This window comes from Sphingomonas carotinifaciens (genome assembly GCF_009789535.1).
GTDB lineage: Bacteria > Pseudomonadota > Alphaproteobacteria > Sphingomonadales > Sphingomonadaceae > Sphingomonas > Sphingomonas carotinifaciens.
In genome coordinates this window covers 799272-825010 of sequence record NZ_WSUT01000005.1, presented here as the reverse complement: position 1 = coordinate 825010, position 25739 = coordinate 799272, and the positions used below count along the sequence as shown (strand labels likewise).

Here is a 25739-nt window from a genome sequence, read left to right as displayed (position 1 = left end):
GTAACCGAACATTAGCATCGGCTGATCTAGGTCAACGCCGTTGCAACAACCGGTACCGCGCTGATGAGTCCCCTTCCCCTGATCGCCCCCAATCCGCCCCGGCTGAGCGAGCATCTGGACGCGCTGCGCCGTGTCGAGGCATCGGGCGTGTTCAGCAACAACGGGCCGGAGGTGCGCGCCTTTGAGGCGGAGGCGACCGGGCAGCTGTTCGACGGCCGGGGCGCCTGCCTTGCGGTCGCCAATGCGACGCTAGGCCTGATGATCGCGATCCGCGACGCAGCCGGGGCGCGCATCGCCCCCGGCACGCTGGCCCTGATGCCCGCGCTGACCTTTGCCGCCACCGCGCATGCCGCGATGTGGGCCGGGCTGACGCCGCTCGTCTGCGACATCGATCCCGACGACTGGGGCCTCAGCCCCGCGGCGGAGGAACGGCTGCTGGCGCAGCATGGTGCGCGCATCGGCGTGATCGTGCCCTATGCGACCTTTGGCAACGCCATCGATCTCGATCGCTATGCCTGGCTGGCGCAGCGCCACGGGGTGGGTGTGGTGATCGACGCCGCCGCCTCGCTCGGCACGCGCGATGCCGCGGGCCGCGCCTTCGGCGCCGATGCCCGCTTCGCCGTCGTCCACTCGATGCACGCCACCAAGACCTTTGCCGTGGCGGAGGGCGGCCTGATCCACAGCGCGGATACCGCCCTGATCGACCGGCTGCGCATCATGACCAATTTCGGGTTCGGCGCCCCGCGCAGCGCGACGATGCCCGGCCTGAACGCCAAGCTGCCCGAGATCCTGGCGATCATGGCCCGCGCCAAGCTGGCCGAGATTGACGCCGTGACCGATCACCGCGCCATGCTGGAGGCGACCTATCGCACCGCGGTCGGCGATGCGCTGACCCTGCAGCGTGCATCAGGCACGCGCCGCGCCACGCAGTTCATGCCGTTGCTGCTGCCCCGCCCGCTTGCCGCGCACCGCCCCGCCATTGCCGCGGCGATCGAGGCCGACGGGATCGGCTGCGGCCAGTATTTCTCCCCCCATCTCGGCCAGCAACCCTGGTTCCGCGACCATTGCGTGATCGAGCCGACACCGGTGGCGGACGATGTTGCCGGCCGCATGCTGTCGCTGCCGATTACCGATGCGATGGCGGCGGATGACGTCGGCCGCGTGGTCGATGCCGTCGCGCGCGCCTGTTCGCGCATCACGCCGCGCGTCGCGGCGGCACCCGAAGCGCCGATTGCCTCGCTGGTCATCGTCGGCGGTGGCCCGGCGGGCACCGCGATCCTCACCGCCGCCAGCAAGCATGGGCTGCTCGGCACGCTCGCCCGCGACATGATTTTGGTGGAGCGCGACGACCATGTCGGCGGCGGTCGCCTGGGCGGCTATGCGATCACCTCCGATTCCACCGCGCAGACCTTTCTCACCGCGGTGCGCGACAATCCCTACGCCGAAATCGCCGCGCTCGCCGATCACCCGGTCGGCCGCACCGTCGATGCCTATCGCGACGCGCTCGGCGTCCCCCTCGCCGAAGCCGGCCCGCTGCTTCGCGAAACCGGTACGCGGCTGGCCGGCATCGTGCGCGACGGTGGCGGCACCGTACTGACCGGGCACGAGGCCGTCGCCGCCCGCAGGCGCACCGACGGCCTGTGGAGCGTCCGCCTGCGCCGCCTGTCGGATGGGCAGGAGACGCTGCGAACCGCGCGCGCGGTGGTGATCGCGACGGGGGGGCATCAGCCGCCATCGGTCGCCGCCCGCATCGTCGCCGGCGAACCGCTGGGTGATCTTGCGGGCGACCGCCTGGTCCGTTCGGACGAGCTGCTGACGATCGGCGGGCTGGAGGCGGTCACCGACCGGCTGGCCGCGATCCGCGCGCCGCGCATCGCGGTCGTCGGCGGCTCGACCAGTGCGCTGACCAGCGTCGCCCTGCTGCTCAAGGGGCGCATACCGCTGGGCGCTGGCGCGCTCACCCTGCTTCATCGCCGCCCCTTGCGGCCCTTCTATCCCTCGGTGGAGGCGGCGCAGGCGGAAGGTTTCACCGATTTCGGCCCCGACGACATCTGTCCCGTATCCGGCTTCGTCTATCGCCTTGCCGGTTTCCGGCTGGAGGCACGCGAGCTGGTCCTGCGCCTGCTCGGCGTCGACGGCCGCGTCGCCGATCCCCGCGTCGCCAGCCACCGCATCGCCGGGGATACCGACGAGGCGGCCCGCCGCATCATCCGCGAGGCCGATCTCGTCGTCGCCGCGCTCGGCTATCGCCCGCACGCCCTCACGGTGGAGGATGACACGGGCGCCCGCCTGCCGCTTGCCGCCGATCAGGGCGGCGCGATGGTCGATCGCCATTGCCGCGTCTGCGATGCCGATGGCCATCCCATCCCGAATCTGTACGGCATTGGCCTCGCCGCCGGCTTCGTGCCCTGGGGCCGGCTCGGCGGTGAACCCAGCTTCGTCGGCCAGGCCAACGGCCTCTGGCTGTGGCAGAATGATGTCGGGCTGATGATCGTCGATCAGGTGCTCGGCCGCGGCGCGGCGCGCGCGGTCGCATGACCGCGCCCACCGTCAGCGTCATCATGGCGGCCTATAACGGCGCTGCCTGGCTCCCCGAAACGCTACAAAGCCTCGCTGCACAGACCTTTCCCGATTTCGAGGTGCTGGTCGTCGACGATTGCTCGACCGACGATACCCGCGATCTCATCGCGTCCTGGCCGGATGCGCGCGTCCGCCTGATCGCGCTGGACGCCAATGGCGGCCCGGTGCGCGCCCGCAACCGCGCGGTGGCGGAGGCGCGCGGGCGCTACCTCGCCGCGCTCGACCAGGACGATCTGTGCCGCCCGGATCGCTTCGCGCGGCAGGTCGCCTATCTCGACGCGCACCCCGATGTCGCGCTGCTCGGCACCAATGTCGAATTCCTGCGCGGGCGCAGCATCCGTCCATCCGGATACAGCGCGCACACCTCGCCCGCGCTGCTCGACTGGCTGGTGCGTATCGGCAACCCGCTCGCCTGGTCGTCGGTGATGGTCCGCACCACCGCCGCCCGTGCGCTCGACCCCTTCACCCGCCCCGATATCCTCTATGCCGAGGATTTCGACCTGTATCACCGCATCCGCCCACATGGCCGCATCGCCCGGCTCGACACGCCGCTGCTCCTCTATCGCCAGCATGCCGGTGGCGCCTCGCAGCGTTATACCGCGACGATGGAGGCAAGCGCGACGCGCGTACTGGCCGACGCCTATGCCGCCGTGTTCGAGGACGAGGCGCCCGCGCGCGCAGCGCTGATCGTGCGCCATCTCGTCGCTGGTCAGCCGCCCGCGGGCCGGGCCGACCTTGCCGCGGTCGGCGATACGCTGACCCGGCTGCTCGCCGCGCACCGCGCCGAACATGCGCCGACACCTGCGGACTGGCGCCTGATCAAATGGGAAACCGCGCGCCGCTGGGCGCAGGTGGGACGCGCCGGCCTGCGCTCGGGATCGCTGACGCTGGCCGATCTGGTCGCCACGCGTCCGGCGCATCTGGGCCTGGGCTATGCCGGGCCGGAGGCGCTGTTATGGTCTGGGATGATTGGCGGCGCGCGGCGCACCGCCGCCCGCCGCCGCACGCTCGCTCAGGCCTTGGCGGCGAAGATCATCCGGCCCGGCCCCAGTCGGGCGAAGACCTGATCCAGGTCGCGCTCGCCGACCGCGAAGCAGCCCTGGCTGCGTCCCAGCACGCCGCGGCCCTTCAGCACGTCCTTGTTGGCGTACCACGCCGAATGCACCACGATCGCACGGCCCATCGCATTGTTGTTGGTCGGGTCCATGCCCACCAGCCGCTGCGAACGGCCATGCTTGCCGGTATAATAGCTGTCGGTCAGGAAGGCGCCTTCCGACGACGCATTCGATCCGAACGCGTTGGAGAAGCGCTGAAGATAGCCGGTATGCGCCGGATCGGAGCCGCTGCCATGCGCGACCAGCAGCGAGCTGGACTGGCCGCTGACCAGATCGATGAAGTGGAACCGCGGCTGCGACGAGGATGCGGCGAAATCGACCACCGCGATCCGGTCGCGATGCGTGATGCGGCTGCCATGCTGCTGCATCGCCGCCATCGCCCGCCGGAACAGGTCCGGCCGCACGACGCGCGGGCTGGTCGCCACCGCCTGCGCAGGTACGCGTGCCGCCGGCACCGGCGGCTGCTTCACCGGCTTCAGGTCGCGCGCGGTCAGGCGCTGCGTGGCGGAAACCGCGCTGGGGATCGCCAGCGCCCCGGCCAGAACCAGGCCGTTCTTCAGGATGGCACGGCGTCCATGCGCCGCGTCGTCATGATCGTACGTCAATGTCTTTTAGCCCCGTGGATCAAACCCGCTGAGGCCTATTTACAGGAAAGACGGTTAATTTTCGCCCGCTTTTCCGCCATTTTTGCCGTCTGTTCCGGCAATCCGCCGCGCTTCGCACACGCCTTGCCGTTGAACCGCTCTGGCACGTTTTTCGTTTACGCGCGTTAAGACGTTCAGAACTTGCCAAGGATGAGGGACATGAACCGACTCGCTGTCGCAGCGCTGGCGTGTGCCGCCGCGCTCGCCGCCGTATCCCCGGCGCACGCTTCCGAGGACGCTACCATTGCCATCACACAAGCGGCGGCGGGATTGGCGCCCAACAAATATGTCTGGAACGACCCGGGCACGCCCGAGGCGGTCACTGTGGTGGTATCCCTGCCAGAGCAGCGCGCCTATGTCTACCGCGGATCGATGATGGTCGCCGCCGCGACGATTTCTTCGGGCAAGGATGGCAAGGATACGCCGGTCGGCGTGTTCCCCATCCTGCAAAAGCGCGAGGTGCACCGCTCCAACCTGTATAACGACGCGCCGATGCCGTTCATGCAGCGGCTGACCTGGGACGGCGTGGCGCTGCATGCCGGTCGCAATCCGGGCTTTCCCGATTCGCATGGCTGCATCCGCCTGCCCGCCGGCTTCGCCAAGAAGCTGTTTGCGGTGACGCAGGTCGGCTCCACCGTCGTGGTCACCGATCAGGTCGTGGCTGGCGAGCCGCTCGACGCCTCGTTGCTGGTCGAGGCGGACGCCGCGCGCGCCAATCAGGAGCAGCTGGCGATGATCGACGCGCAGTAACGCGGGCGTCAGGCCGCGACCGGCAATCCCAGCGCGGCCAGTTGCGGGCGCAGCGTGCCCACATCGGTGAAGTGCAGCGCGACGATCCCCATCGCGGCGGCCGCTTCGATGTTGGCGGCATTGTCGTCGATGAACACCGCCTCGCCTGGCCGCAGCCCGAACCGGTCGAGCGCGAGGCGGTAGATCGCGGGGTCCGGCTTCACCAGCTTCTCGTCGCCCGATACCACCACGTCGCGGAACCGGTCGAACATCGCCGCCTCGCGCGCACGGAACGGCGGCCAGAATTCGTGGCTGAAATTGGTGATCGCGAACAGGGGCACGCCGCGGGCGTCGAGTTCCTCGACCAGTGCGTGCATGCCCGGCATCGGATCGCCGATGCTGTCCAGGAAGCGTGGACCCCAATGGCCGATCAGTTCGCGATGCTGCGGGAAACGCGCGATCAGCTCCGCCGATGTATCGGCGAAGTCGCGGCCGGCGTCATGCTGGAAATGCCAGTCATGCGTCAGCACATCGGCCAGAAACGCATCGAGCGCCCGATCGTCCTCGATCAGGCGCCGATACAGGAACCGTGGGTCCCAGTCGTACAGGACGCGACCGACGTCGAAGATGACGGCGGTCGGCTGTTCAGCGGACTGCACGGACCAACCCGTCCAGCCGGCCCGAATCAGCCCTGGCGCGCCTTGAAGCGACGGTTGGTCTTGTTGATGACGTAGGTGCGGCCGCGACGACGGATCACGCGGTTGTCCCGGTGACGATCCTTGAGCGACTTCAGGGAATTGCGGATCTTCATGATCGATTCGCTTCTTTTCGAATGAATGAGTGTCTGGAAAGTGCCGCCGCCTAGTGGTCCGCCGCCTGCAAGTCAAGGTTGGCGACGGACCTCTCCGCATATCTCGGGCGTTGCCTATCCGTAACGTCTTGCGCAAGGTGCTTCCATGATCGCACGCCCGCTCCTCCTCACCGCCCTGTCCGGCCTCGCTCTGTCCGGCCTGGCCGCCTGCACCACCACCGGCCGCTCCGCGCCCGCCGAGGTGATCCGCTACCATCTTGGCGAGCCGATCCCGCGCGGCACCGTTGCGGTCGAACCGCTTTCGCCCACCGGCCCCGCCTCCATCGAATTCAAGACCTACGCCGCCGCGGTCGAAACCGAATTGCTGCGCAGCGGCTATGCCACCCCCGCCCCCGGCGCGCAGCCGCAGTTCATCGCCACCGTCGCCTTCACCCGCGCCAACCATGTCGGCCCGCCGCGCCAGTCCCCCGTCTCCATCGGCCTTGGCGGCGGCGGCTTCTCCGGCGGACGCGGCGGTGGCGGTGTTGGCCTCGGCGGGGGCCTCAGCTTCCCGCTCGGCTCTTCCCGCGGACGCGACATCGTCACCACCGAACTCACCGTCACCATCAAACGCCGGGCCGACCAGTCCCCCGTGTGGGAGGGCAGCTCGCGCACCTATGCCGACGCACGCGCGGCCGACGCCACCGCCTCCAGCCAGGCCGCAAAGCTGGCCGGCGCGCTGTTCACGGGGTTCCCCGGCGAGTCCGGTCGCACTATCGAGGTGAAATGAGCATCACCATCAACGCCGGTTTCGACAGCGGCAACATCCGCGTCACCGGGATCGAGGGCGACACGGTCGATCTGGAGATCGTACAGGATCGCCAGTCGGACTTTTATCAATGGTTCTTCTTTCGCGTCGCCGGAGCGCGCGGACGGACGCTGACCTTTCGCATCACCAATGCGGGCGGCTCGGCCTATCCGTTCGGCTGGCCCGGCTATGCGGTGCGCGCCAGCACCGATCGCCGCGACTGGTGGATGACGCCGACCCGCTACGGCGATGGCGTGCTGGAATGGCAGTGGACCGGTGACAGCGAACTGGCCTGGTTCGCCTATTTCGAACCCTATACCACCGACATGCACGATGCGCTCGTCGCGCGCATCGCGGCGCGGCCCGGCGTCACCCATCTCGAACTCGGCCAATCGCTTGATGGGCAGGCGATCGATTATTTCCGCATCGGCACCGGTGCCAGGCAGGTCTGGCTTTATGCCCGTCAGCATCCCGGCGAATCGATGGCCGAATGGTGGATGGACGGTGCACTCGACTGGCTGACCAGTTCGGCGGCCGACGCGCTGCTCGCCAAGGCGACCGTCCATGTCGTCCCCAACATGAACCCCGACGGCACTCGCCGCGGCCATCTGCGCACCAATGCGGCGGGCGTGAACCTCAACCGCGAATGGCACGCCCCCACGCCCGATCGCAGCCCGGAAGTGCTGTGCGTGCGCAACCGGATGGACGAAACCGGCGTCGACTTCGCGATCGACGTGCACGGCGACGAGGCGATCCCCGCGAACTTCATCGCAGGGTTCGAGGGCATTCCGAGCTGGACCGAGGCGCAGGGCGCCAAATTCTACGAATTCGGCCGCCGCCTGGCCGCCCACACGCCCGATTTCCAGACCGAACTCGGCTATGAGAAGGCGGCCGCCGGCAACGCCAACCTGTCGATGTCGACCAACCAGTTGGCCGAGCGGTTCGGCGCGGTGTCGGTCACGCTGGAAATGCCGTTCAAGGATCACGATCCTAATCCGGACGCACGCCATGGCTGGTCCGGCGCACGCTCCGCCAAACTTGGCGTCGCCTGCCTGGAAACGCTGGCCGGGATGATCGACGAGATCTGATCCGGCCGCCCGGCCCGCCGTGGCCACCGAACACCTGGTTAAAAAGGGAAAACACCCATGCCCACGCTTGTCCTGATCCGCCACGGCCAGTCCGCCTGGAATTTGGAAAACCGCTTCACCGGCTGGTGGGACGTGGACGTCACCGCGCAGGGCGCAGCGGAGGCGCGTGCCGCCGGTGCGCTGATGGCGGACAAGGGCCTGGATTTCGACCTGACCTTCACCAGCCTCCAGACCCGCGCGATCAAGACGCTCAACCTTGCGCTGGAGACGATGGGTCGCCTGTGGCTGCCCACCGAGAAGCATTGGCGCCTGAACGAGCGTCACTATGGCGGCCTGACCGGGCTAGACAAGGCGGAGACCGCCGCCAAGCATGGCGAGGAGCAGGTGAAGATCTGGCGCCGCAGCTTCGACGTGCCGCCCCCCGCCTCGGAACCCGGCGGTGAGTTCGACATGACCAACGACCGCCGCTACGCCGATATCGACATTCCCGTCGCGGAAAGCCTGAAGGACACGATCGACCGCGTGCTTCCCTATTGGAACGGCCGCATCGCGCCCGCGCTGAAGGAAGGCAACCGCGTCCTCATCTCGGCGCACGGCAATTCGCTGCGCGCGCTGGTCAAGCACCTGTCGAATATCCCGGACGACGAGATCACCGGCCTGGAAATCCCCACCGGCCAGCCAATCGTCTACGAACTGGCCGACGACCTGACCCCGCGCGAACGCTATTATCTGTCCGAGCGCTGATACGTCGCCCTGGAACCCTCTCCCCTCCGGGGAGAGAGGCCCGTCGCGAAGCGATGGGAGGGTGAGGGGCCGCCAGGCAATACAAGATGTCTGCGAATTCACCTGACACGCACCTGTCTTGCCCCCTTTCCCCCATCCCGCTAGTCACCCCGCTTCGCGACACCGGCAGTTGAACGGAACAGGCAGACGAACATGGCGCTGGTCGGCATCATCATGGGCTCCACCTCCGATTGGGAGACGATGCGCCACGCGAGCGAAACGCTCGACGCGCTCGGCATCGCGCATGAAACCAGGGTGGTGTCCGCGCATCGCACCCCCCAGCGCCTCTATGATTATGCCACCGGCGCCGCCGATCGCGGCCTGCGGGTCATCATCGCCGGCGCCGGCGGCGCGGCGCATCTGCCCGGCATGGCCGCGTCGATGACGCATCTGCCCGTGCTGGGCGTGCCGGTCGAATCCAAGGCGCTGAAGGGCATGGATAGCCTGCTCTCCATCGTGCAGATGCCCGGCGGCATTCCGGTCGGCACGCTGGCGATCGGCAAGGCGGGGGCGATCAACGCCGGCCTGCTCGCCGCCTCCATCCTCGCCCTGTCCGACGACCGCCTGTCGGCCCGCCTCCAGGACTGGCGCGCCCGCCAGACCGACAGCGTCACAACCGACCCGCAATGACCGGCGGCGCCCTCCCCCCCGGCAGCACGATCGGCATCCTCGGCGGCGGTCAGCTCGGCCGCATGCTCGCCGTCGCGGCGGCACAGCTCGGCTACCGCACCCATATCCTGGCCCCCGACCGCGAAAGCGTCGCGGCGCAGACCGCGTCCAGCCTCACCCGCGCCGATTACCACAACCGCATCGTTCTCGCCGACTTCGCCGCCGCATGCGACGTGGTGACCTACGAATTCGAGAATATCGACGTCGCCCCCGTCGAATGGCTGGCCGATCGCGTGCCCGTCCATCCCCATCCGCGCGCCCTGCGCGTCGCGCAGGACCGGATCGCGGAAAAGCGGTTCGTCGACGGCATCGGCGGCCGCCCCGCCCCCTGGGCGCAGGTCGACAGTCGCGAGGACCTGTCCGTCGCGCTCGACCGGATCGGCACCCCGGCCATCCTGAAAACCACGCGCTTCGGCTATGACGGCAAGGGGCAGGCGGTGATCCGCTCTGCGGACGATGCGGATGCGGTGTGGGAGGCGATCGGCGGCCCTGCCGTGCTCGAAGGCTTCGTTACCTTCAGCCATGAATTCTCGATCCTGATCGCGCGCGGCCATGACGGCGCGACGGTGCGCTACGATCCGCCGCACAATGTCCATTTGGACGCGATCCTGCGCACCTCCACGCTGCCCGCCCCGCCCGCGATTCTCGCCCAGGCCGAGGAGGCGACCGCGCTTGCCTGTCGCATCGCCGCCGAGCTCGACTATGTCGGCGTCCTCGCCTGCGAGTTCTTCGCGACCGAGAACGGGCCCGTCTTCAACGAAATGGCGCCCCGCGTCCACAATTCCGGCCATTGGACGATCGAGGGGGCACAGATCTCCCAGTTCGAAAACCACATCCGCGCCATCTGTGGCCTGCCGCTCGGCGACACCGCCCTCACCGGCAGCGGCGTGACGATGACCAACCTGATCGGCGACGACGCCTGGGACGACGCATTGACCCAGCCCGGCGCCCATCTTCATCTCTACGGCAAGGGCACCGCCCGCCCCGGTCGCAAGATGGGACATGTCACCCGCATCCTGCGCTGAAGCGGCTTTCCAACCGCTCCAGTGAGATGACACCGGATTGCCCCCGTTCGTCTCGAATAGTCGCCCAGCAGCGGCAACGCCGCGTATCGAGAGACACGTCATGCCCGCGCGGCACTGTCTCGACCCGAACGGATCAGGATGATGTCTTCCTGATCCGGCTGTCACCCCGCCGGGTCGCGCGGCAGCCCGCGAAAGGCGGGTAGTTCGAAGACCACCGGGATGGTCAGCGGCACATCGACCACGGTGTTCCCGCGCATGACCGGCTTCAGCCGAAACAGGTGTATCATCGCCAGCGCGGCCTTGCCGAAGCCGACCCCCTGCGGATGCTCCTCTGCCACCACACAGCGCCGGGGCGGGCCGGGCCGCGGCACGATGCACGCCAGCACGACGCGCCCGCTCAGCCGCTCCCTTATCGCCCGGCGCGGCCAATAGGGCTCCATCTGCCGCCGTGTCGGCATGACGATCCACCCGGCGCGCTGCATCGCCGCACCCGGCCCCGATCCCGATCCCGACCCATGCGCGCTCCCATCTCCCGCTCCGCTCCCCCCAAGCCCCAACCCGCTCGCAGCCGGGCCCGCCACGCCCGCCGATGCGCGGTCCCCTGTCGATACCGGCAGATCGGCGAAGATCGGGGCGGCGGGCGTCAGTGCGGTGGGCAGCACAGGGGCCTCTGGCGCGCGCGGCGGCGGCGGCGCGGCGGTGCGAGCCTTTGGCAGGGGCACGGGTCGCGGTGCGCCGCCGGCATCGGCCGCCGGATCGATCCTGGGTGGCGGCGGTGGGATGGTCTCGGGCGGGGGCGGTGGCAGGGGCGTGTCGAACACCGCCAGACTGGATCCGCTGGCAGGTCGAGGCCGCGGTGGATGGGGCCATAGCATCAGCAGCAGCAGCGCCGCATGGACCATCACCGTGCCGATCAGGGCGACCGGGCGCCGCCTGTACCCTCTTGCTCGATACGCCCCCATGACGCCGTCTCCCCGCCGGCAGGATCGGCGCAGCGGGTCCTTCGCGTCAACCGAAAAGGCGGCCCGCAGCGTTGCCGCGGACCGCCCTTATAGCGCGCCGGTACCGTCCGGCCTCAGGCCTGACGCGTACCCGATAGCGGGAAGCTGCCAAAGGCGCCTGCGCCCACCGATCCGGTCAGCGTGTCGCCATCGGCCGTTGCCTCGCAATCCAGCGTCATCGGCATGGGCACGGTGATCGACATCTTCCACGTGATCGTGTTGCCGTTCACCTCACCCTGCACATCGGCGCTGCCCATCGCGCCGCTGCTGGTGCCCGTGAAGCTGCCGCCGTCGGTCTGCACGGTCATCGTCATGTTCTGGTCGCCCAGCGGGGATTTGACGGTGCAATCCCAGGTGCCGTCGATCTCGGCCATATGCATACTCTCCTTACTTGGCCGCAGCGGCGGGTGCCGCGGCGGCCGCGCCTGCCACCGATGCGGCAGACACGGTCTCGACCGCAAGGCCAAGCCCGTCAAGCTGCGGACGGACCTGCTTTGCGTCTCCCACCACAACCCAGATCGTGCGCTTGGGGTCCAGCGCGGACCGGATCGCGCCGTTCAACTGGTCACGCGTCATGCCACGATACCGCGCCGCCAGCGTCGTCTGGTAATCGTCCGGCCGCTTCAACAGGTCGTTATACTGCATCGCGCCCAGCACCGCATCGGACGTTTCGTAATCGCCCGGCAAGGAATTGATTCCGCCATTGATTGCGCGGTCGAACTCCTCCTGCGTCATTGGCTCCTTCCCGAGGAACGCCACCACGTCCTCGCGCGCCGACGCCAGCGCCGGCCCCGTCTTGTCCGCCTGCACCGGCGCACTGATAAGATAAGGCGCGGCCTCTGCCGCGGTCTGGAAGCCGCCCCGCGCGCCATAGGACCAGTGCCTGGTTTCCCGCAGATCCATGTTGATCCGGCTCAGGAAGCCGCCGCCCAGTGCGTCGTTCGCCGTGTTGACCGGCAACAGGTCTTCGGTCCCCTTCAGGCCGGTGGGGATCGCACCGACGATCATCGATTGCGGACTGTCGGGGCGATCGACCAAGAGGATCTTGGGCTGTGCCGGGGACATTCCGACCGAGAAATCCTTGATGCCGGCCTGGCCGGTGCCACGCCAGTCACCGAATTCCGTGTCCAGCGCCGCCTTCACCTCGGCCAGCGGACGATCGCTGACCACGAACAGCTTGGCCTTGTCGGGGCGGAGCCAGGCCTGCTGGAACGCCAGCAGATCGGCACGCGTCAACGCCGCTACCGCCTTCGGGTCGCCACCACCCTGCGCCTTGGCATAAGGATAGGCCGGGCCATAGACCAGCGGTGGCACCACACGACCGACCAGGCCGCTCGGATTGGTCAACTCCTGCGCGATTCCCGCCAGCGCCTGCTGCTTGACGCGCGCCAGCTCGGTTTCCGAGAAGGTCGGCTCGCGCGCGATCTTGGCGAACAGGTCGAGTGCGGGGGCCAGGTTGGCGCTGGGCACCTGCAGGTTCATCGTCGTACGATCGGCACTGCTCCCGCTGCCGATCGAGGCACCCAGCCGCTCCTTCGCCTCGGCGATCTGGATCGAGTCGAGCCCCGCCGCGCCCTCGTCCAGCATCGCCAGCGTCAACCCTTGCGTGCCGAGCTTGTCGGCGACGTCCGCGGCGGTGCCCGCATCGAACGACAGGGCAACCTGCGTCACCGGCACGGCGCTGCGCTGCGCATAGACCAGTTCGATGCCGTTCCTCAGCGTCGTGCGCTGAACGGCAGGGAAGCTCAGCCCCTTGACCTTGCCCAGTGCCGGAATGGGACCACGCGTACCCTTAACCGGCGTTTCAGCCGCGGGGGCCACATCGGCGCGCGGCGGCACCTTGGCCTCCTCATATGCACCGCGCGGACCCTGCTCGACCGTCAACGCATAGACCGGCCGGGTCAGCCACCGGTTGGCTGCGGCCTTCACACTGGCGGGCGTCTGCGCGGCAAGCACCGCCAGTTCCTTTTTGTAGAAGCCGGGATCGCCGTAGAACAACGCACCCTGCGCCAGCGCCACGGCCTTGCCGCCGAAGCCGCCGACCGACTCCAGCCCACGGATCGTGGCTGCCGCCTGCGTCGTCACGACGCGGTTCACCTCGTCGGCCGTCGGTCCGTTCTTCAGGAAATCGGCGAGAATTGCATCGATCCGCCGGCCGACCAGTGCAGGGTCCACCCCCGGTCGCACGATGGCGCGGATGCCGAAAGTTCCGACCTGCGCGCCGGTGCTGGCATAAGCGGAGACGTTGACCGCCAGCTTCTCCTTCTTGACCAGCGCATTGTCGAGCCGGCTCGACGCCAGTCCACCAAGCACTGCGCCTGCAACGTCCAGTGCGGCGGCATCCGGATGGTCACCACCGGGAATTGCCCAATACCGGCTGACCATCACAGCAGCGACGCGGTCCTTGATCGTCTCCGCCTTGGGAGCGGGCAGCGTCGGCACAGGCGCAGGCCGGGTCACCGTTTCCGGCCCCGCCTTGATCGCACCGAAATACTTCTCCACCAGCGGCTTGGCCGTGGCAACATCGATATCACCGGCAAGCACCAGCACGGCGTTGTTGGGGCCATAGTGGTTCCGGAACCAGTTCTTCACCGTGTCCAGGCTGGCGGCGTCCAGATCGGCCATCGATCCGATCGTGTCATGGCCATAGGGGTGGTCGGCGGGGAACAGCCCTTCCGTCACCTTGTAACGCGTCAGGCCGTAAGGCTGGTTATCACCCTGCCGCTTCTCGTTCTGGACGACGCCGCGCTGTTCGTCGAGCTTGGCTTGCGTGATCGCGCCTAGAAGATAGCCCATGCGGTCCGATTCCAGGAACAGCGCGCGCTCCAGCCCGGCCGTCGGCACCGTTTCGAAATAATTGGTGCGATCCAGATTGGTCGTACCGTTGAAGTCGGTGGCTCCCACCTGCTTCAACGGTTCGAAGAAGTCGCCCGGTGCGTTCTCGCTGCCGTTGAACATCAGATGCTCGAACAGATGCGCAAAGCCCGTCGATCCTTTGGGCTCATGCTTGGCGCCGACATCGTACCAGACGCTGACCGCGACGATCGGGGCCTTGCGATCGGTGTGAACGATCACGCGCAACCCGTTAGGCAGCGTGAATTGCTGATAAGGAATATTGACCTGGTTGACGAGCGTGGCGGCAGGGACCGGCTTTGCCGTCTGTGCGGCAAGAGGCGCGCCAAGGGCGATGAGAGCGGCGCCGCTAAGCGCAAGAACCTTGACGTGCATGAACTTCCCCCGATCTGGTGTCCTGTGAGACTATATCGGCCTGTTTGGGGGTGCAACGGGATGCGAAGACAAATTTCAACACTCAAAACCGCCCTTGTGTTCCCCATAAGCAACACCATCTGACACCCAATAGATACAGGGACTCCAGATGAACCTCGAAAAATTTACCGACCGGGCCAAGGGCTTTCTGCAAGCCGCCCAAACCGTCGCCATTCGCATGGGCCATCAGCGGATCGGCAGCGAACATCTGCTAAAGGCGTTGATCGAAGACGATCAGGGCATGGCCAGCGGCTTGATCCAGGCCGCCGGTGGCGATGCGCGCCGCGTCGCGGCCGAAACGGATGCCGCCCTCGCAAAAATTCCCGCTGTCAGCGGTTCGGGTGCGCAGGGATCGCCTGGCCTCGACAATGATCTGGTTCGCGTGCTCGATCAGGCTGAACAGGTGGCGCAAAAGGCGGGTGACAGCTTCGTCACGGTGGAGCGGCTTCTGCTCGCCCTCACCCTGGCGGGGACGACCCCGGCCGGCAAGGCGCTGGCGAGCGGTGGCGTTCGCGCGGAGGCGCTGAACGGCGCGATCAACACACTGCGCCAGGGGCGTACGGCCGACACCGCAGGCGCCGAGGACCGCTATGACGCGCTGAAAAAGTTCGCGCGTGATCTGACCGAGGCCGCCCGCGACGGCAAGCTCGACCCGGTGATCGGCCGCGACGAGGAGATTCGCCGCACCATCCAGATCCTGGCTCGCCGTACCAAGAACAACCCGGCCCTGATCGGCGAACCCGGCGTCGGCAAGACGGCGATCGCCGAGGGGCTGGCGCTGCGCATCGCCAATGGCGACGTGCCCGACACGCTGAAGGACCGCCGCCTGATGGCGCTGGACATGGGCGCGTTGATCGCAGGTGCGAAATATCGCGGCGAGTTCGAAGAGCGGCTGAAGGGCGTGCTGGACGAGGTGAAGGCCGCCGAGGGCGACATCATCCTGTTCATCGACGAGATGCACACGCTGATCGGCGCGGGCAAATCCGAAGGCGCGATGGATGCGGGCAACCTGTTGAAGCCCGCGCTTGCTCGCGGCGAATTGCACTGCGTCGGCGCGACCACGCTCGATGAGTACCGCAAATATGTCGAAAAGGACCCGGCGCTCCAGCGGCGGTTCCAGCCGGTCTTCGTCGGTGAGCCGACGGTGGAGGACACGATCAGCATCCTGCGCGGGCTGAAGGAGAAGTACGAGCTTCACCACGGCGTGCGCATCACCGACGGTGCGCTGGTGTCGGCCGCGACGCTTTCGAACCGCTACATCACCGACCGCTTCCTGCCCGACAAGGCGATCGACCTGATGGACGAAGCCGCCAGCCGCATCCGCATGGAGGTGGAATCGAAGCCCGAGGAGATCGAAACGCTCGACCGCCGGATCCTGCGCCTGAAGATCGAGCGCGAAGGGTTGCGCCGCGAAACGGATGCCGCCTCGGTCGACCGGTTGGAAACGCTGGAAGGCGAACTCGCCAATCTGGAACAGCAGTCCGCCGAACTGACCACGCGCTGGCAGGCGGAGAAGGACAAGATTGCGGGTGAGGCCAAGCTGAAGGAACAGCTCGACGCCGCGAGGCTGGAGCTGGAGCAGGCGCAGCGGCAGGGGGACCTCGCACGCGCGGGCGAGCTGTCCTACGGCCGCATTCCGACGCTGGAAAAGCAGCTGGCGGAGGCGGCGGCGACCACCAAGGGCGCGATGCTGCGCGAGGAGGTGACCGCGGACGATATCGCCGGCGTGGTCAGCCGCTGGACGGGCGTGCCGGTCGACCGGATGCTGGAGGGCGAGCGCGAGAAGCTGCTGAAGATGGAGGCGGTGCTCGGCCAGCGCGTCATCGGTCAGGCCGATGCGGTGCGCGCGGTCTCCACCGCGGTGCGGCGTGCGCGGGCCGGGCTACAGGACCCCAACCGGCCGCTCGGCAGCTTCCTGTTCCTGGGGCCGACGGGCGTGGGCAAGACTGAGCTGACCAAGGCGCTCGCCGAGTTCCTGTTCGACGACGCCAGCGCCATGGTGCGCATCGACATGAGCGAGTTCATGGAGAAGCACGCCGTCGCCCGGCTGATCGGCGCCCCTCCCGGCTATGTCGGTTATGAGGAGGGCGGCGTGCTGACCGAGGCCGTGCGGCGCCGGCCGTATCAGGTGGTGCTGTTCGACGAAGTGGAAAAAGCGCATGGCGACGTGTTCAACGTGCTGCTTCAGGTGTTGGACGATGGCCGCCTGACCGACGGTCAGGGCCGCACTGTCGACTTCTCGAACACGCTCATCATACTGACCAGCAACCTGGGCAGCCAATATCTGGCGAACTTGGAAGAAGGCCAGGACGTGGAAACCGTCGAGCCACAGGTGATGGAGATCGTCCGTGCGCATTTCCGCCCGGAATTCCTCAACCGGCTGGACGAGGTGATCCTGTTCCACCGGCTGGGTCAGGCGCATATGGGCCCGATCGTCGACATTCAGATCGGCCGCGTCGGCAAGCTGCTGGCGGATCGCAAGGTGACGCTCGACCTGACCGACGCCGCCCGCGCGTGGCTGGGCCGTGTCGGCTACGACCCCGTCTATGGCGCCCGGCCGCTGAAGCGCGCGGTGCAACGCTATCTGCAGGACCCGCTGGCCGAGGCGATCCTACGTGGCGAGGTGAAGGACGGCACCACGGTGCACGTCGATGAGGGGGATGGCCGGTTGGTGTTGGTGGTACGTTGAACAGCCGTATCACGATATACAAAGGGCCGGCTACGCCGGCCCTTTTTTGAGAAAAATTGAGGTCGCAAAAAGTTATCGTTTAGAGAACGAGCAACCTCTACTCAATTTTCTCATATCTTGCCACGAGCAAACATGATGCTTCTCGTGACAAGATATATGTTGTTTAAAATTCAAATCTTACCGCGGCAAAAAAGTCTCGACCAAGAACATCATATACACCCGGATAGGTATTCGCCTGCTCCTGATTTAAGCCCAGTATTTTTGGCTGCTTATCAAAGATGTTATTAACGCCAACCGAAAAATTCATGCTGCTGTTGACGGCAAAGGAAAAGGTGAGATCGAATACGTCATAAGACGGGATCCGTTCTACAAAATAGGTCGTATCGGGATTATCATCCCGGACACTCGAAAGATGGCGCCATCGGGCGCTGATCGTCGACGGTCCATCGAGTAATGAAACCCGCGAAGTCCACTTCCACTTCGGGGTTGGCGTCCCACAAGCTAGAATACCGAAGTTTCCAGCACAGCGGTTTATCTGATCCGGCAGATCCTGTACCGGGGTAAGATCGTTACGAGCCGTATAGGTACCCTGCAACGTTGCGTTCAGTCGAGTTTCCTCACCACCTAAAAGCGAGAATCCAAGCCGCGTGGATAAATCAGCAGCAAAATCGACACCCTCTACTTGCAATCGACCGACATTTGCATTCAGGATTTGTGGGGCTACAACACCGTCGAACTGACCGAGCGCGTTACGCGTTCCCTGAAACGCTTGGCAATACACACTATTCACGTTCTGTATGACATTGTAGCAGAGATTTAGCGCATTCGATACGCCTCCGCCCAACTGCGAAATGGTGTTTTCGACTTTGATATTAAAATAATCAACGCGAATCGATAGCCCACGGATGAACGTCGGCGTCAATACGACACCTGCGGTGTAGGAGTCAGATTTTTCCTCTTGGAGGTTTGGATTCCCACCAACAGTTGCCTGAATTTGTGAATTCAACGTTAAAGTGTCAGATCCAACCGATCCAGCTGGCACTCCCGTTGCGATACAAATGTTACGCACTGATGCATCGGTTGCCGCCGAAGCCAAGGCACAAGGATCCTGCGCCTGGTAGAATCCTGTGGCTTGGCCACCGAACAGCTCACCCACATTTGGTGCACGAACGGCGCGCTGATATTGGCCACGGAACATGATATCGCGGATGGGAGCCCAGGTGAAATCGCCGGCGTAGGTCCACACGCCACCTACAGCGCCAAGCGAGTAGTCGGAATATCGCCCCGCGCCATGCAATTCCAGCCTGTTGAAAAACGGCTTATCAGCAAGGATCGGAACGCGGATTTCGCCGAATACTTCCTTTACATTGTAGCTGCCAGCCGTGGGATCGCCGGCATTGAAGCCGATCACGTCACCCGAGGACAGTGCGGTATCAGGAATGAATTCGGATGACATCTTTCGATATTCGCCGCCCAGCGCAAATCCGATATCTTCCGCACCCATGCCGAGGTTGAACAGCGAACCCGACATGGACGCATTTGCCACCTGCAACACGGACGTATCGCCATTTTGTGCCAGGATCGTGATCTGGTCGAGCATAGCTGGCGTTAGCGTGCCTGGACCAAAGATGTTGATTGCATCAGCGGTGCCATTCAAACCCGCCTGAAATGCCGAGCGAGATATATTGCCACGCTGAACATTCGAGTTTCGGGTTCGTGCGTAAGAATAATACGCATCATAGTTCAACCACTCTGTGATGTCGCCGCGAACTCCGGCCAGTAGCCGGAATGCACTTCGCTCGTCCAAGGAGTTACGCCGCCCGGCTTCATTGATACGCCGCTGCACGGTAAGTGGCACAATGCCGTCGCCGACGGTATTACCCACTGCAGCAGCGGCATCCAGTACCCGCAGAGCGGCTATGTCATTGGCCGAAAGAAACGGCGCAACGGTGTTGATGTTCACTTGGAACGTCCCCGTTACCGGCGTCGGCGCCAATTCGTTAGCGACACGATTGTTGACAAATGTCGCCTCTAGATAAGCGGTATGACCGTCCTTGACTTCGTAATCCGCATATCCGCCAATCAAATACCGCTCTTGCGGAACCATCAGATAGTTGTCGACCGCGTAGTTATAAAGATCGGTCGCGGTCCGGGTGCGGCTGACACCAGGAGCGGTGAAGTATGCACCTGGAGAGCAAAACACGTTACCAGCGGGGCAATTGGGATTGGTTGAAGTGAAACGACCGAAGGGAGTGGTCGACGAACCGGCCGGGATCAGGCCGGTACTTGTCGCATTCTCGCCGAGTGCGCTTTCAGAAAAGTCGCGGGCGCCCTGAAAGATCGAATCACGGTTGTAATATTCGCCGTAAACCGTAGCATGACCTCGATCGCCTAGGTCACCTCCAACTGCAAGGTAGGTTTCATACCTAGCCCCGTCGCCACGCTGTGTTATGCCATATTGCCCGCCTACCAGAACGCCGTTCAGGTTGTTACGTAGCCGGAAATTAACAACACCAGCTACGGCATCAGAACCATAAACTGCCGATGCGCCGCCGGTTACGACGTCTATGCCTTCAAGAAGAAACGCCGGGATCGTGTTGAGATCGACAACTTGTGAAGTATCATAAGATACCCATCGACGACCATTGACCAAGACGAGCGTTCGTTGAGATCCCAAGCCCCGTAGATTGAGCGTCGATACGCCACCGCCGGGATTGTTTGAGAATGCAGTCGAGCCTGGAATTACCTGGGGCAGGGTATTAATGACTGACTCAACATTGACCGACCCGGAAAGCTGAAACTCCTCCTGACCGACGACCGCAACTGGCGCCGCTGTCTGCAATGCGCGACTAGCGATACGAGAACCAGTGACAACGATGTCCCCGCCCGAGCCGGTCTCCGTCTCAGAGGTCGTTTGCGCATCACCATCTGCTGGGGTTGCTTGCTGGGCAAAGGCCGGGAAAGCCGTTGAAACCACTCCAGCCATAAATACCGTCGCTAAGAGACGGAATTTGCACGTTTTCATTGTGAAACCCCCAACTTGTTAATGCGAGAATTTATCTTTCTCGCCTTTGATTTTCGTCAGAAAAGACAACCTAATCTGATGACAAGTTGAGAGTTAAGTTCTCGGGATCATGTTTTGCAATATTGAACGCGGGCTTTGCCCGGCAATTCGACGCTGGTGTTACATTGGCGACACACCATGGGCGATATATTACCGATCATCATCAATTATAATTTTCACTTAAATATTGTATTTCAGTTCGATACGAGCATAACTTCACAAAATTTCTACATCTCCTAAAAAGCATATCGCTTGCTGCATTGCCGATGTCATTCCGGTGGGACGATCGCTATGGGAACAATCCATGAACAATGACTGTCGGTTTGATGTAACCTGTGGGGATAGCTGGACATGGAACAAGTCTGACCAGCGACAGAACGCGGCGATGACTCACGTGATGCATTTCAGGATGCCGCCTTCAGCTCAGGAGAAGAAGACCCGCTAGGCGATGCCTTCACTCAATCATCCTCATCCTCAAACCCTACCAGCGCCAGCGCCCGGGCCTTGATCTGGCGGGTCATGCACCAGTGAACCAACGCCTCCTCCCGACCATGGGTCACCCAGACTTCCTTTGGCGCGATCTCGGTCAGGGTGTCGGTCAGTTCGTCCCAGTCGGCGTGATCGGACAGGATAAGGGGGAGCTCGATGTTCTTTTGCCGGGCGCGTTGGCGGATGCGCATCCAGCCGCTGGCCATGGCGGTGATGGGGTCGGGGAGGCGTCTGGACCAGCGGTCGTTTAGGGCGCCGGGGGGGCAGACGACGACGTGTCCGGCCATGGCCGCCTTTGGCGTGTCGGCGACCGGCAATAATTCCCCAAGATCAATGCCATGCTCCACATAGAGGTCGCACAGACGCGCCAGCGCGCCGTGAATGTAGATGGGCTGGCGATGGCCGCGGGCGCGCAGTTCGGCGATCACGCGCTGTGCCTTGCCGAGCGCATAGGCGCCGACAACGACGCAGCGATCGGGGTTCGCGTGCAGCCGCGCGATCAGCTTGTCGATCTCGTCGCCGGTATCGGGATGGCGGAAGACGGGCAGCGCGAACGTCGCCTCGGTCACGAAGACGTCGCAGGACACTGGCTCGAACGGGGCGCAGGTGGGATCCAGGCGACGCTTGTAGTCGCCCGACACCACCACCCGTTCGCCACGATAGTCGAGCACGATCTGCGCTGATCCCAGCACATGACCGGCGGGCACATAGCCCACCTCCACCTCGCCCAGCCGGATCGTTTCGCCATAGGCGACGGGCATGCCGTTCTGCGGCCCGTACCGACAGGCCATGATCGCCAGCGTTTCCGGCGTCGCCCACACCGTCTGGTGCCCGCCGCGCGCATGGTCGGCATGGCCATGCGTCACCAGCGCGCGCGGCACCGGTTCGGAGGGGTCCACCCATGCGTCCGCGGGCCGCACATAGATGCCGTGGGGGTGCGGTTCGATCCAGTCGCCTAGCTTTGCCATGCACCGAATTACGCGTGGGCCGCGGTTTCGGTGCCGTCACGGATCGAACATCGCCCCTATATCGTTGACTATGCTTGACGGGGCGGGACAGCGATGAAGGAGAATCCTGATGGAAGGTGGCCTTTGGGGCACGGTGGTGATCCTCGGTCCGATCCTGCTCGCCCTGGCGATCGGCTGGGCGATGCTGAAGAACCGCACGTCGAAAGCGAAGCTGCGCCAGACCGAACAGGCGACGCGCGACCTGTACGACCAGGGCACGACGGACCGAACCCGGCACTGACGCTTCCCGCGCCCTTGGCGCGCTGGTTCGAGAACCGCGGCTGGCAGCCGCGCGCGCATCAGCTCGCCATGCTGGAACAGGCGCAAGCGGGGCGACACGCGCTGCTGGTCGCGACGACGGGCGCGGGCAAGACGCTGGCCGGTTTCCTGCCGACGCTGGTCGACCTGATCGATGCGTCGGTGCAAGGTCTCCACACCCTCTATGTCTCGCCGTTGAAGGCGCTGGCGGTGGATATTCAGCGCAACCTGCTGGGCCCCATCGAGGAGATGGGGGTGGACATCCGGGTGGAGACCCGCACCGGCGACACCCCGTCCGACCGCAAGGCGCGCCAGCGCACCAAGCCGCCACACATCCTGCTGACCACGCCCGAATCACTGTCGCTATTGCTCAGCTATCCGGACAGCGTGACCCTGTTCGCGGGGCTGAAGACCATCGTCGTGGACGAGGTCCACGCCTTTGCCACGGGCAAGCGCGGCGACCTGCTGGCGTTGGCGCTGGCGCGGCTCCAGCGGCTGGCGCCGAATTTGCGGCGGGTCGCACTATCGGCAACGGTGGCGGACCCCGACGGCTACCGCGCCTGGCTGGCGCCCGATGGCGACATCGATGCGGTGTCGCTGGTCCAGGGCGAGGCGGGCGCACCGCCCGACATCTCGATCCTGTTGCCGCAGGACCGGGTGCCCTGGGCGGGGCATTCGGGCCGCTATGCCGCGGCACAGGTGATGCGCGAAATCGAGGCCCACCGTACCGCGATCATCTTCTGCAACACGCGCAGTCTGGCCGAGCTGATCTTCCAGGACCTGTGGAAGGCGAACGACAAGGGCCTGCCGATCGGCGTCCATCATGGCAGCCTGGCGCTGGAGGCACGGCGCAAGGTGGAATCGGCGATGGCGGCGGGCAAGCTGCGCGCGCTGGTCGCCACCTCCAGCCTCGACCTGGGGGTCGACTGGGGCGATGTCGACTGCGTGATCCAGATGGGCGCGCCCAAGGGATCGTCGCGGCTGCTCCAGCGGATCGGGCGCGCCAACCACCGGCTGGACGAGTCGAGCGAGGCGATCCTCGTCCCCGGCAACCGCTTCGAATATCTGGAAGCGCGTGCCGCGCTGGATGCGGTGGAGGCGGGCGAGCTGGACCCGGACCTGTTCCGCCCCGGTGCGCTCGACGTGCTGGCGCAGCATGTGATGGCCTGCGCCTGCGCCGCGCCCTTCGCTCAGGCCGCGTTGCTGGACGAGATCCGCTCCGCCCTGCCCTATTCCGCATTGACCGACGACCTGTTCGAGCGGGTGCTGGGCTTCATCCGCGACGGCGGCTACAGCTTGCGCGCCTATGACCGGTTCAAGCGGCTGACCCAGCAGGCGGACGGGCTGTGGCGGGTCAGCCACCCGCAATTCATCGCGCAGCACCGGCTGAACGCCGGGATCATCGTGGAAGCGACGATGCTGAAGGTGCGGTTCCGCAACGGCCGCAATCTGGGCAAGGTGGAGGAAGGCTTCGCCGCCACGCTGGCGCCGGGCGACACCTTCTTCTTCGCCGGGCTCAGCCTGGAGGTGGAGACGATCGATACCGAGGACCTGATCGTCCGCGCGACCAGCCGCCCGGCGCGCATCCCCAGCTATGGCGGCAGCCGCATGCCGCTGTCGACCAGCCTTGCCGCACGGGTGCGCGACTTTCTGGCATCACCGGACGAATGGCACCGCTTTCCGGAGGATGTGCGCGACTGGCTGGCGATCCAGAGCCGCCGCTCGATGATGCCCGCCCCCGGCCAGCTGCTGGTCGAGACCTTCCCGCGCGAGGGGCGGCATTACATGGTCGCCTACAGCTTCGAGGGGTGGAATGCGCATCAGTCGCTGGGGATGCTCATCACCCGGCGGATGGAGGCACAGGGGCTGAAGCCGCTCGGCTTCGTCGCGAACGACTATGCGCTAGCGTGCTATGGGCTGGAAAAGATCACCGATCCCGCCAGCCTGTTCTCCTCCGATATTCTGGAACATGAGTTCGTCGACTGGGTGCAGCAGTCGCACCTGCTCAAACGCGCCTTTCGCGAGGTGGCGGTGATCGGCGGTCTGGTCGAGCGCCAGCATCCCGGCCGCCGCAAATCGGGGCGGCAGGTGACGTTCTCGACCGACCTGATCTACGACGTACTGCGCAAATACGAGCCCAGCCACCTGCTGCTGCAGGCCGCATGGGACGATGCCCGCGCGCGGATGACCGATGTCGGGCGTCTCGCGCATCTGCTCGACCGCGCGGCGGGGACGATGCTGCACGTCGATCTGGAACGGGTCAGCCCACTCGCGGTGCCGGTATTGGTGCTGATCGGGCGGGAGAAGGTGTCCACCACGATCGGCGACGATGCGTTGCTGATCGAGGCGGAGGCGCTGGCGGCGGAGGCGATGCGGGTGGATTAGGGTGGCGGGGAGTTGGGGTTGGATGACATCGGGGTGATCCACCCGCTCCCCTCCTTGCCGTTCATCTCGAGTAGTCGTCGAGTAGCTGCGCAGCCGCGTCTCGAGAGACAGGTCGCTATGCGTGGCACTGTATCGGTCCGAACAGATCAAGGTGATGTGATCCTGCTTCAAACCTTCCTTTGGAGCGGGAGAAGCTTGGATGTTGCGCTGCTTGGCGGCCCCTCACCCTCCCACCGCTGGCGCGGCGGGCCCCTCCAGCATCAGGTAAACAGCGCGGGGCGCTGTTTACCTGATGCTCCCCAGAAGGGGAGAGGGGATACCGGCACTTGGAAAAAGCTTATGCTGCGCGCATGTTGCGCAGCATGAAGCGTGCGATTGCCGCCTTTTCTCTTACGGTTGCAGCCGCTTCGGCACCTGCCCAGCATGTGCCGCTGGTCATCCCGCCCTCGACGCCGCCGCCGCTCCCCATACCTGACGAGACGTTGCTGCAGCTGGGCGCGGTGGAGCAGCGCATGACCGTGCCGGTGATGATCGGCGCGCGTGGCCCCTGGCATTTCGTCATCGATACGGGGGCGGAGCGCACCGTGATCGCGCGCGAACTGGCGGGGGTGCTGGGGCTGACCGCTGGCCCCGGTGCACGCATCGTCGCGCTGACCGGCATCATGCCGGTGGAAACCGCGATCATCCCCGCGCTTCGGGTCAGCAGCCTGCCGCCACGCGGCGTGGTCGCGCCTGCGCTGGCGGCGCAACATATCGGGGCGCAGGGGCTGCTCGGCATCGATGCGTTGCAGGACCATGCGGTCACCATCGATTTCGATCGCGACCAGATGACGCTGATCCCCGCCCCGCGCCGCGCGCGAAAGGGGGCGGCGGACGAGATCGTCATTACCGCCCGGTCGCGGCTGGGACAGTTGATCGTCACCGATGCCGCGTGGCGCGGCACCCGCATCGCGGTGGTGATCGACACCGGCACCCCCTACAGCATCGGCAACGGCGCGCTGCTGAACGCGATGACCCGGCGGCAACGGACCTTGCCCGCCGTCACGCTCACCTCGGTGACCGGCCAGTCGCTGGTCGCGCCGTCGCTCCTCGCCGACGATCTGGTGGTCGGCGGCATCCACTTCGCGAGCGTGCCGATGGGCTTTGCCGACAGCGCGGCGTTCGACCGGCTGGGGCTGGGCGACAAGCCCGCGCTGCTGCTCGGCATGGATGTGCTGCGCCTGTTCCGGCGGGTGGCGATCGACTTTCCCAACCGCCAGATCCGCTTCCTCAACCACCGCACGGATCGCGGGCGCCCCGTCTGGCCCGGTTGAAGCGCCCCGTCAGGTCGCCCCGATTACCCTGATCG

At 65.6% G+C, this 25739-nt stretch carries 20 protein-coding genes; 12 read left to right on the top strand and 8 right to left on the bottom strand.

Annotated elements, in window-relative coordinates:
• Nucleotides 1-63: 63 nt before the first annotated feature.
• Both GQR91_RS05850 and GQR91_RS05845 read left to right on the top strand, forming a co-directional pair.
• Nucleotides 64-2538, top strand: coding sequence for an aminotransferase class I/II-fold pyridoxal phosphate-dependent enzyme (locus GQR91_RS05850; protein WP_149682723.1), 2475 nt, complete (start codon nucleotides 64-66; stop codon nucleotides 2536-2538).
• Nucleotides 2535-3647 carry a glycosyltransferase family 2 protein gene (locus GQR91_RS05845; protein WP_149682722.1) on the top strand — a complete coding sequence of 371 codons (1113 nt, stop codon included), beginning with the start codon at nucleotides 2535-2537 and terminating at the stop codon, nucleotides 3645-3647. The genes GQR91_RS05850 and GQR91_RS05845 overlap by 4 nt, the downstream gene beginning before the upstream one ends.
• Here GQR91_RS05845 and GQR91_RS05840 read toward each other — a convergent pair.
• Nucleotides 3593-4300 (bottom strand): murein L,D-transpeptidase catalytic domain family protein, encoded by a 708-nt coding sequence (locus GQR91_RS05840; protein ID WP_235904069.1) that lies wholly within the window; start codon nucleotides 4298-4300, stop codon nucleotides 3593-3595. The two genes, GQR91_RS05845 and GQR91_RS05840, sit on opposite strands and share 55 nt — an antisense overlap.
• A 198-nt stretch (nucleotides 4301-4498) precedes the next feature.
• Here GQR91_RS05840 and GQR91_RS05835 point away from each other — a divergent pair, with 198 nt between their 5' ends.
• Nucleotides 4499-5089 (top strand): L,D-transpeptidase family protein, encoded by a 591-nt coding sequence (locus tag GQR91_RS05835; protein ID WP_149682721.1) that lies wholly within the window; start codon nucleotides 4499-4501, stop codon nucleotides 5087-5089.
• Nucleotides 5090-5097: 8 nt separating this feature from the next.
• Here the strand turns inward: GQR91_RS05835 and GQR91_RS05830 are convergent, their stop codons facing one another.
• Both GQR91_RS05830 and ykgO read right to left on the bottom strand, forming a co-directional pair.
• A complete protein-coding gene (locus GQR91_RS05830) occupies nucleotides 5098-5727 on the bottom strand; it encodes an HAD family hydrolase (protein ID WP_149682720.1) in 630 nt (209 codons plus the stop codon).
• Between the two features lie 26 nt (nucleotides 5728-5753).
• Nucleotides 5754-5879: a type B 50S ribosomal protein L36 gene (ykgO, locus tag GQR91_RS05825; RefSeq protein ID WP_003046794.1), complete on the bottom strand. Its 126-nt coding sequence runs from the start codon at nucleotides 5877-5879 to the stop codon at nucleotides 5754-5756.
• A gap of 145 nt (nucleotides 5880-6024) precedes the next feature.
• Here ykgO and GQR91_RS05820 point away from each other — a divergent pair, with 145 nt between their 5' ends.
• The 5 genes from GQR91_RS05820 (at nucleotide 6025) to GQR91_RS05800 (ending at nucleotide 10231) form a co-directional block, all read left to right on the top strand.
• On the top strand, nucleotides 6025-6648 hold the full coding sequence (locus GQR91_RS05820) for a DUF4136 domain-containing protein (RefSeq protein WP_149682719.1): 624 nt from the start codon (nucleotides 6025-6027) through the stop codon (nucleotides 6646-6648).
• The gene (locus tag GQR91_RS05815) at nucleotides 6645-7754 is read left to right on the top strand and encodes a M14 family metallopeptidase (protein WP_149682718.1); all 1110 of its coding nucleotides are present in this window, start codon (nucleotides 6645-6647) and stop codon (nucleotides 7752-7754) included. The genes GQR91_RS05820 and GQR91_RS05815 overlap by 4 nt, the downstream gene beginning before the upstream one ends.
• A 57-nt stretch (nucleotides 7755-7811) precedes the next feature.
• Nucleotides 7812-8498 (top strand): 2,3-diphosphoglycerate-dependent phosphoglycerate mutase, encoded by a 687-nt coding sequence (gene gpmA, locus GQR91_RS05810; protein WP_149682717.1) that lies wholly within the window; start codon nucleotides 7812-7814, stop codon nucleotides 8496-8498.
• 192 nt (nucleotides 8499-8690) lie between these two features.
• Complete coding sequence (gene purE / locus GQR91_RS05805) at nucleotides 8691-9167, top strand: 5-(carboxyamino)imidazole ribonucleotide mutase (protein WP_149682716.1); 477 nt, start codon at nucleotides 8691-8693, stop codon at nucleotides 9165-9167.
• Nucleotides 9164-10231 (top strand): 5-(carboxyamino)imidazole ribonucleotide synthase, encoded by a 1068-nt coding sequence (locus GQR91_RS05800; RefSeq protein WP_149682715.1) that lies wholly within the window; start codon nucleotides 9164-9166, stop codon nucleotides 10229-10231. Before purE ends, GQR91_RS05800 begins: the two co-directional genes overlap by 4 nt.
• 161 nt (nucleotides 10232-10392) lie before the next feature.
• Here GQR91_RS05800 and GQR91_RS05795 read toward each other — a convergent pair whose 3' ends face one another.
• The 3 genes from GQR91_RS05795 to GQR91_RS05785 all read right to left on the bottom strand — a co-directional run bounded on the left by GQR91_RS05795 (nucleotide 10393) and on the right by GQR91_RS05785 (nucleotide 14460).
• Nucleotides 10393-11193 carry an energy transducer TonB gene (locus tag GQR91_RS05795; RefSeq protein ID WP_149682714.1) on the bottom strand — a complete coding sequence of 267 codons (801 nt, stop codon included), beginning with the start codon at nucleotides 11191-11193 and terminating at the stop codon, nucleotides 10393-10395.
• Between the two features lie 113 nt (nucleotides 11194-11306).
• Nucleotides 11307-11606, bottom strand: coding sequence for a hypothetical protein (locus GQR91_RS05790; protein WP_149682713.1), 300 nt, complete (start codon nucleotides 11604-11606; stop codon nucleotides 11307-11309).
• A gap of 13 nt (nucleotides 11607-11619) precedes the next feature.
• Nucleotides 11620-14460, bottom strand: coding sequence for a M16 family metallopeptidase (locus GQR91_RS05785; RefSeq protein ID WP_149682712.1), 2841 nt, complete (start codon nucleotides 14458-14460; stop codon nucleotides 11620-11622).
• Nucleotides 14461-14608: 148 nt separating this feature from the next.
• Here GQR91_RS05785 and clpB point away from each other — a divergent pair, with 148 nt between their 5' ends.
• On the top strand, nucleotides 14609-17188 hold the full coding sequence (gene clpB, locus GQR91_RS05780; protein WP_149682711.1) for an ATP-dependent chaperone ClpB: 2580 nt from the start codon (nucleotides 14609-14611) through the stop codon (nucleotides 17186-17188).
• Nucleotides 17189-17351: 163 nt separating this feature from the next.
• On the opposite strand, the gene GQR91_RS05775 is transcribed toward clpB, so the two are convergent.
• Complete coding sequence (locus GQR91_RS05775) at nucleotides 17352-20174, bottom strand: TonB-dependent receptor domain-containing protein (RefSeq protein WP_235904068.1); 2823 nt, start codon at nucleotides 20172-20174, stop codon at nucleotides 17352-17354.
• Between the two features lie 536 nt (nucleotides 20175-20710).
• Complete coding sequence (locus tag GQR91_RS05770; protein ID WP_149682709.1) at nucleotides 20711-21709, bottom strand: ligase-associated DNA damage response exonuclease; 999 nt, start codon at nucleotides 21707-21709, stop codon at nucleotides 20711-20713.
• Nucleotides 21710-21818: 109 nt separating this feature from the next.
• Between GQR91_RS05770 and GQR91_RS19095 the strand changes: the two genes are divergently transcribed.
• The 3 genes from GQR91_RS19095 to GQR91_RS05760 all read left to right on the top strand — a co-directional run bounded on the left by GQR91_RS19095 (nucleotide 21819) and on the right by GQR91_RS05760 (nucleotide 25704).
• Entirely contained in the window at nucleotides 21819-21989 is a 171-nt protein-coding gene (locus GQR91_RS19095; protein WP_162527077.1) for a hypothetical protein, read from the top strand.
• Nucleotides 21990-22003: 14 nt separating this feature from the next.
• On the top strand, nucleotides 22004-24391 hold the full coding sequence (locus GQR91_RS05765; RefSeq protein ID WP_260173199.1) for a ligase-associated DNA damage response DEXH box helicase: 2388 nt from the start codon (nucleotides 22004-22006) through the stop codon (nucleotides 24389-24391).
• Nucleotides 24392-24753: 362 nt separating this feature from the next.
• Nucleotides 24754-25704, top strand: a complete 951-nt coding sequence (locus tag GQR91_RS05760; protein WP_149682708.1) for a retropepsin-like aspartic protease — start codon at nucleotides 24754-24756, stop codon at nucleotides 25702-25704.
• Nucleotides 25705-25739 lie beyond the last annotated feature (35 nt).